Origin of the sequence: Campylobacter sp. 10_1_50, from assembly GCF_000238755.1 — a bacterium.
Lineage (GTDB): Bacteria > Campylobacterota > Campylobacteria > Campylobacterales > Campylobacteraceae > Campylobacter_A > Campylobacter_A concisus_R.
Window position 1 is genome coordinate 769,716 of record NZ_JH414887.1, and the last position, 6,992, is coordinate 776,707.

Annotated in this window: 6 protein-coding genes and 1 pseudogene; 2 read left to right on the plus strand and 5 right to left on the minus strand. The window is 43.4% G+C overall.

The annotated features are described in order from the left end of the window. Positions 1 to 154: 154 nt before the first annotated feature. Both polA and HMPREF1019_RS03900 read left to right on the plus strand, forming a co-directional pair. Positions 155 to 2,791 carry a DNA polymerase I gene (polA, locus tag HMPREF1019_RS03895; RefSeq protein WP_009294360.1) on the plus strand — a complete coding sequence of 879 codons (2,637 nt, stop codon included), beginning with the start codon at positions 155 to 157 and terminating at the stop codon, positions 2,789 to 2,791. Positions 2,792 to 2,887: 96 nt separating this feature from the next. Continuing rightward, the gene (locus tag HMPREF1019_RS03900; RefSeq protein WP_009294362.1) at positions 2,888 to 3,916 is read left to right on the plus strand and encodes a TerB family tellurite resistance protein; all 1,029 of its coding nucleotides are present in this window, start codon (positions 2,888 to 2,890) and stop codon (positions 3,914 to 3,916) included. A gap of 57 nt (positions 3,917 to 3,973) precedes the next feature. On the opposite strand, the gene ttdB is transcribed toward HMPREF1019_RS03900, so the two are convergent. From ttdB to HMPREF1019_RS03925, 5 genes and pseudogenes are all read right to left on the minus strand, one after another. Then, positions 3,974 to 4,594: a L(+)-tartrate dehydratase subunit beta gene (gene ttdB / locus HMPREF1019_RS03905; protein ID WP_009294363.1), complete on the minus strand. Its 621-nt coding sequence runs from the start codon at positions 4,592 to 4,594 to the stop codon at positions 3,974 to 3,976. Then, positions 4,591 to 5,490 (minus strand): L(+)-tartrate dehydratase subunit alpha, encoded by a 900-nt coding sequence (ttdA, locus tag HMPREF1019_RS03910; protein ID WP_009294364.1) that lies wholly within the window; start codon positions 5,488 to 5,490, stop codon positions 4,591 to 4,593. Before ttdA ends, ttdB begins: the two co-directional genes overlap by 4 nt. Beyond that, positions 5,483 to 5,911: a ribosomal maturation YjgA family protein gene (locus HMPREF1019_RS03915; protein ID WP_034901138.1), complete on the minus strand. Its 429-nt coding sequence runs from the start codon at positions 5,909 to 5,911 to the stop codon at positions 5,483 to 5,485. Before HMPREF1019_RS03915 ends, ttdA begins: the two co-directional genes overlap by 8 nt. Positions 5,912 to 5,960: 49 nt before the next feature. Beyond that, entirely contained in the window at positions 5,961 to 6,707 is a 747-nt protein-coding gene (larB, locus tag HMPREF1019_RS03920; RefSeq protein ID WP_009294366.1) for a nickel pincer cofactor biosynthesis protein LarB, read from the minus strand. Continuing rightward, positions 6,704 to 6,992, minus strand: a pseudogene (locus HMPREF1019_RS03925) (ATP-dependent sacrificial sulfur transferase LarE); the annotation flags it as partial. The pseudogene HMPREF1019_RS03925 and the gene larB, both read right to left, overlap by 4 nt.

A 6,992-nucleotide genomic window follows, 5' to 3' on the forward strand; every position in this document is an offset into this window, starting at 1 on the left:
TTATTTAGTTTGAATTTTAGGCGAGATTATATCTTTTAAATGATTAAAATTTGTTTTGCGTTTAAAATCTCACTTTGCTTTTAGCATCTGATAAATTTATAAAATCAGCCAAATTTTTGCCTAAATTTCATAAAATGGCGCAAAAGGATAGAGAATGAAAACACTTACGATTATTGATACTTTTGGCTTCTTTTTTAGGCTTTACTACGCTATGAGCGGGCTTAAAAACAGGGAGGGCAAACCAAGTGGCATGATAAGTGGCTTTGCAAATTTCATAGCGAGCCTAAAAGATGAGTACCAAAGCGACTACCTCATCTTCGCACTTGATAGCAAGGGCAAGACTCTGCGCCATGAAATTTTGGGCGAATACAAGGCAAACAGGAGCGAGCCGCCAGCTCAGCTAAAAGAACAGCTGCCAGTTTGCATAGATATGATAGAAAAAATGGGACTTTACAGCCTTAGCCGTGAAGGCTACGAGGCCGATGATATCATCGCAAGTGCGGTTAAAATTTGCAAAGATAAAGATATATTTGTGCGAATAGTCACGCATGATAAGGACCTTTACCAGCTCATAGAGGACGGCAAAGTGAGCATCTACAGCCCACAAAGCAAGATCGACCACGATAGCGCTAGCTGCTTTGAAAAATATGGCGTCTATCCAGCTCAGGTAAGGGACTTTTTAGCCATCGCAGGAGACAGCTCAGACAACATTCCAGGCGTCAAAGGTATCGGCGCAGTGGGAGCTAAGAAGCTTTTAGCTGAGTATGGTAGCTTAGAGGGAATTTATGAAAATTTAGCCCTTCTTAGAAACGAGCGCACCAAAAATATGCTAGCAGCCGCAAGAGACGAGGCGTTTTTGAGCAAAAAACTAGCCACACTCTTTGATGACGCGATCACTTCGCTTGATCTTGAGCAGTCTAAATTTCCAGAGCAAAATCCTTTGATAAACATCTCAGAAATTTTAAAAGAATACGATCTAAACAGGCTTCTTAAGAGCTTGCAAAAAGAGGAAAATGCTGAATTTAAGCTTGGCTTTAGAGCAAATTTACTACTTGATGAGGCAAGCATCGAAAAGCTACTCTCTAGCGTCACACCAGAGACCATCGTCGCCTTTGACACTGAGACCACGGGCGTTGATAGCAAGAGCGCAAAGATCGTTGGTTTTAGCTTTTGCTTTAACGACGAGGACGCATACTACGTGCCAGTGGCTCACAACTACCTAGGCGCGCCAAAGCAAATAGACCTAAAATTTGCCACTTGGGCGGTAGGGCAAATTTATAAAGGCTGCGTGATCGGACAAAATTTAAAATATGACTTTGAGATCGTGAAAAACAACCTTGGGCTCAACCCTCCAGCAAATTTTAAAGATACGATGATACTTGCGTGGCTTAGCGATCCAAACTCAAGTGTCGGCATGGATGCGCTGGCAAAGAGGCTTTATGACTACGACACGATCAAATTTGAAGATGTGGTCAAAAAGGGGCAAACTTTTGGCGATATACCGCTAGAAAATGCCGCTAAATACGCGAGCGAGGACGCTTGGATAACGCTTAAATTTTATAAAACTTTTCAAAACACACTTGATAAAAATTTACTGACCCTTGCCGATACGCACGAGTTTCCTTTTATCCTCACGCTCTTTGACATGGAGCAAAACGGCATCAAGATAAACGAAGCTAAGATGCAAAAGCTCATCCTTGAAAACGACACCAAACTAAAGGCGCTAACAAGTGAAATTTACGAGCTAAGCGGCGAAAATTTCAACATAAACTCCGTAAAACAGCTTGGCGTCATACTTTTTGAGCACCTAAAGCTTCCTACTAAAAAGAAGACAAAAACAGGATATAGCACCGATGAGAGCGTGCTAGCTGAGCTTACGGACGCTCATCCAGTGATAGAGAAAATTTTAGCTTACAGAGAGCTATATAAACTGCAAAGCACCTACTGCGAGCCACTTTTAGCACTTGCGAAAAAGGATGAGGGCTCACGAATTTACACGAGCTTTTTGCAAACTGGCACGAGTACTGGCAGGCTTTCAAGTAAAAATCCAAATTTACAAAATATCCCAGCACGCGGCAGCCTCGCAAAGGACGTCAGAGAGTGCTTTGAGGCGCGCGAGGGATATAGCTTTGTGGGGCTTGACTACAGTCAGATCGAGCTTAGACTGCTAGCTCACTTTAGCCGTGATCCTGCGCTGCTTGAGGCGTTTAAAAATGACGAGGATATCCACGCAAGGACGGCTATTAGCATATTTGGTAGCAGCGACAGGCAAAATAGAGCCGTGGCAAAGAGTATAAATTTTGGCCTCATCTACGGCATGGGCTCAAGCAAACTAGCAAATCAAGTAAATATCACAAGAGCTGAGGCAAAAGAGTATATAGAGCGCTATTTTAAGGCGTTTGCGACGATCAAAGAGTTTTTAGAGAGCATAAAAATTTCAGCCAAAAACGATGGCTTTGTGCAGACACTACTTGGCAGAAAGCGCTACTTTGACTTTAAAAGTGCCACACCTATGCAAATAGCCATGTTTGAGCGCGAGGCGGTAAATACGGTCTTTCAAGGCTCTGCGGCAGACCTTGTCAAGATGGCGATGGTAAAAGTTAGAGCAAATTTAGATGAAAAAGCGAGTATGTTGCTTCAGATACATGACGAGCTAATCTTTGAAGTAAAAGACGAGTTTGCGCAGGAATTTGGCAAGGTGACACAAAAGACGATGGAGGAAATTTACACGCTAAATGTGCCACTTAAAACATCACTAAATATCGCGAAAAACTGGGGCGAGCTAAAGTAAAAGTTTATATAAAAAGTGCTAATTCTTAGCACAGATATTGACTTTACACGAATATAGTTTTACCTGCAAAATTACCTTAAAAGAAAGGAAACAACTATGGTAAATGCAGTAGAAAGCAAAATTACAGAAGGTATTAATAGTGCGCTAACAAGCGTAATTAATAGTAGGGAAGAATATTATGAGAATAATCCGCTTCCAAGTGTCAGCGATGTGAATGGCCTAATATCTAGTTGCAGCTACAAAAATGCTGCTATTTCTGGAGGAGTAGGTTTAATACCAGGTCCTTGGGGTATGGCTGCAGCTGTGCCTGAAATCATAGCTATAATTAGAAACCAAATGACTATGGTAGCTGATATTGCTAAGGCTCACGGTAAGACAGCTAGTAACGAACTGATTTTAGATGTGCTATTTGGTGCAAGCGGTAATGTAGCAACTGGACTAGTCGTGGTGCATGGACAAAAAATTTTAGTAAAACGTGCTGGAGCTAGAGTTATACAAAAAATAGTAGCAATGCTAGGTGGCAAAATAACACAACAACTGGCCAAATCTATGGTTGCAAAATGGCTTCCAGTAGCTGGTGCGGCGGCTATGGCTGCATGGTCAAAAATAAGTACCGATAAAATAGGCAAAAAAGCCGATTTTATTTTTTCAAAACAGATAGAGTATGAAACCACATCTGATGATCTAACCAAAATTAGTGATGGTGTTGCACAAATTCAAATGGCTGCAGATGATTTAAAATCCGCATACCAAGATTTAACACAAGGCACAAGTATTATAAAAACCAAAATCCAAATTTTAATAAATTTGATGAAAATAGACGGAAAAATAGATGACAGCGAAGTAGCACATTTACAAAATCTTATAGAAAACTCTTTATTGTCTAACGAAGACCAAATGCAACTAATTGAACAAATTGGGTTAAAAGAGAAAGTTGCAGTGGATTATTCGGTTTTTAAAGAGAATTTTGATGAGTCTCTAGCATTAGTGTTAGATATGATAGCACTTGCGAACATAGATGGAAATTTTCACGTAACTGAAAAGATGTTTATTAAAAACGTTGCAAAAATGATAGGATTTGATGACAACGACTTAAATGAACTTTTAGAAAACAATACAAAATAATCTAAATATGATGTGAGATAAATAAAACCCATCTCACATCTACAATTTCACATAATCTTACTTTATAAACCCAACCTGCGGTAAAATTTCAGCTAATGCCTCGTCCTTTTTCTCGTTAAATTTGACCTTATTTTGCTCAAAAAGATTATTTCCGTGCGCATCGATCGAGACGATGAGCGGGCCAAACTCCTTCACTCGGCACTTCCAAAGAGTCTCAGGCATACCAAGCTCCGTCCAGTCAGCACTCTCGATCTCCTCGACTTGCGTCGCAGCCACCACCGCACAGCCTGCAGGAAACACGCAGTGAATAGCACCAAACTCCTTGCAACCGCTCATCGTGCCCTCACCCATGCCGCCTTTACCGACGATGAGACGAACTCCAGTTTTTGCGATAAATTCTCGCTCAAATTTCTCCATTCTCATGCTGGTTGTAGGTCCTACTGAGACCATTTCAAAGCCCTCTTTACCGCCATCTTCTGTTTTTCTGATGATCGGCCCTGCATGCAAGATCGCGCCACCTTTGATATCAACTGGCAGCTCCCTACCCTCCTCTACTACGCGTCTATGCGGTACGTCGCGGCAGGTGACGATGTGCCCGGTTAGATAGATCACGTCGCCGATTTTGATATTTGAAAGATCCTCGGCGCTTATTGGCGTGGTTAAAATTTTCTTACTCATAGCGCGAACTCCTTGTGCGATTTTACGTCGAAATTTAGATCTGCGTCCCAGACGATATGGCCTTTACGGTGCGACCAGCAGCCCACGTTTACGGCGACGGCTATGACGCTTGGGTGACGGGCGCAGTTTTCGATATGCACGCCCATCACGGAGCTTGCCCCGCTCATGCCCTGCGGGCCCAGGCCGATTTTATTTATGCCCTCTTCGAGTAGCTTTTCAGTTAATGCAGCGCGTTCGTTTGGATTTTTAGAGCCCAAAGGCCTCATAAGCGCCTTTTTAGAAAGCAAGGACGCTACGTCGATCGAAGTGCCCACACCAACACCAACTAATAGCGGCGGACAGGCGTTTATGCCGTAACTTGTCATTATATCCATAACAAATTTAACAACACCCTCATAGCCCATGCCAGGCATCAAAACGGTCGCTTTGCCAGGCAGGCTACAGCCGCCACCTGCCATATAGGTGTGTATCTCGCACTCGCTGCTACCTGGCACAATATCCCAAAACACACTTGGCGTGCCCTTGCCGACGTTTTTGCCTGTGTTATACTCGTCAAATGTCTCGACGCTGTTATGGCGAAGCGGGGCTTCACGAGTAGCCTGCAGTACCGCCTCTCGCAGCAACTCTTCAAGCTCGCCGATGAGTGGGAAATTTGCGCCACATCTTACGAAAAACTGGATCACTCCAGTATCCTGACAGGACGGGCGGTTTAGCTCCTTTGCAAGGCGCTGGTTTTCAAACATTGTTTTATAGATCTCCTTTGCCAGTGGCTGCGTCTCGCGCTCGGCGAGCTCCCTCAGCTTCGCCGTCACGTCATCGGGCAGTACCTTGCCCGTGTAGCCGACAAATTTCGCCATGACCTCAGTCATCTTTTTTATGGATTTTTCTTTATCCATCGCTTCTCCTTTTTTCAAATTTTTCATACACGCCCGCCAAGATACAGCCAGCCGCGTAGCAGAGCAGATCAGCAAGATCAAACGTCCCACCGATCATTATCTTTAAAATTTTATTTTCTATACCTAAAATTTGCACCACTCCAAAATACTGCGCAATCTCCAAAGCCGCCGCAAAAGTAAAAATTTTAAGCGGCAAATTTGATGGTGGCACGCTAAATATAGCCCTTGCTAAAGCGTAAAGCAAGATAACAGCCAAAACGTCGCCAGCGTAGTGCCGCACAAAGCCACCCTTTACGCAAACTGCGATGTAAATTTCAGTTACTAAGATCACACCAGCTATAGCCAAAAATGCTAGCCTCGTTTGCAAGCTTTCTCTTTTTGCTAAAGTTTCTTTTTGCCAGCTTAAATTTAACTCTCGCAACGCTTTACCTATAAATTTAGCCAATTTTTGCCGCATTGCAAGTATAAAATTACAAATGATTTATCAGGCTTGCGTTATATGCAGCACCGAAGCCGTTGTCGATATTTACGACACTTATGCCATTTGCACAGCTATTTAGCATCGCTAGCAGTGCTGCTAATCCTCCAAAATTTGCCCCATATCCCACGCTAGTAGGCACTGCGATCACAGGCACGCTCACGAGGCCAGCTAACACGCTAGCAAGTGCGCCCTCCATGCCAGCAACGGCGATCACGACCTTTGCGCCGCGTATCTCGTCAAGCTTTGCGACCAGCCTATGTAGCCCTGCCACGCCGACATCTGTAAATTTTTTCACGTCATTGCCTAGAAATTTTGCCGTCTCGTAGGCTTCCTCCACGACTGCGCCATCAGCAGTGCCAGCAGAGACTATCGCGATGTAGCTTTTTGTGAGTAGTTGCTCTTGAAATTTAACGCTGATCACACTTCCGCGAGCATTAAAATTTGCCTGCGGAAAGATCTCCTCTATGCGTTTAAAAACGCTCTCTTTTGTTCTTGTGATCAGGATATTTTCATTTTTTTCGCCGATCGCACTAGCGATTTGCAAAATTTCATCATCTGTTTTATTCGTCCCGTATATCACCTCACCAGTGCCATTTCGCAAAGCGCGCTGAGTGTCGATCTTAGCGCATCCGATGTCGTTAAATGGGTAGTTTTTTAGATACTTTAGCGCATCTTGCTCACTCATCTTGCCGTTTTTTATACCAGCGATAAATTCTAAAATTTCAGTCTCGCTCATACCAAAACATCCTCTCTAAGCCCCTTTAGATCAAGCGTTACCTCTGCCACGCCAAGTGCAACTAGCTCTTTAACGATAGACTTAAATTTCACGTCGCTCAAAAAGGTTTGCATGCTAGAAAATGGCATTTGCAGCTTCATTTTTCTATCATCAAGCCTTGCGCGCACATTTGCGTAGCCGCTTTTTATCAGTAAATTTTCAGCCGCTTCTACTAAATTTAGCCCATCTGCGCTTATCTCTTTTTCATGCGGCAAACGAGTTAGCAAGCATGCATAGCTTGGCTTG

What these genes read in the sequence shown, in the direction of transcription:
- ttdA (WP_009294364.1), bottom strand. Translation starts at nt 5,490, where the DNA reads ATGGATAAAGAAAAATCCATAAAAAAGATGACTGAGGTCATGGCGAAA.
- polA (WP_009294360.1), top strand. Translation starts at nt 155, where the DNA reads ATGAAAACACTTACGATTATTGATACTTTTGGCTTCTTTTTTAGGCTT.
- ttdB (WP_009294363.1), bottom strand. Translation starts at nt 4,594, where the DNA reads ATGAGTAAGAAAATTTTAACCACGCCAATAAGCGCCGAGGATCTTTCA.
- larB (WP_009294366.1), bottom strand. Translation starts at nt 6,707, where the DNA reads ATGAGCGAGACTGAAATTTTAGAATTTATCGCTGGTATAAAAAACGGC.
- HMPREF1019_RS03900 (WP_009294362.1), top strand. Translation starts at nt 2,888, where the DNA reads ATGGTAAATGCAGTAGAAAGCAAAATTACAGAAGGTATTAATAGTGCG.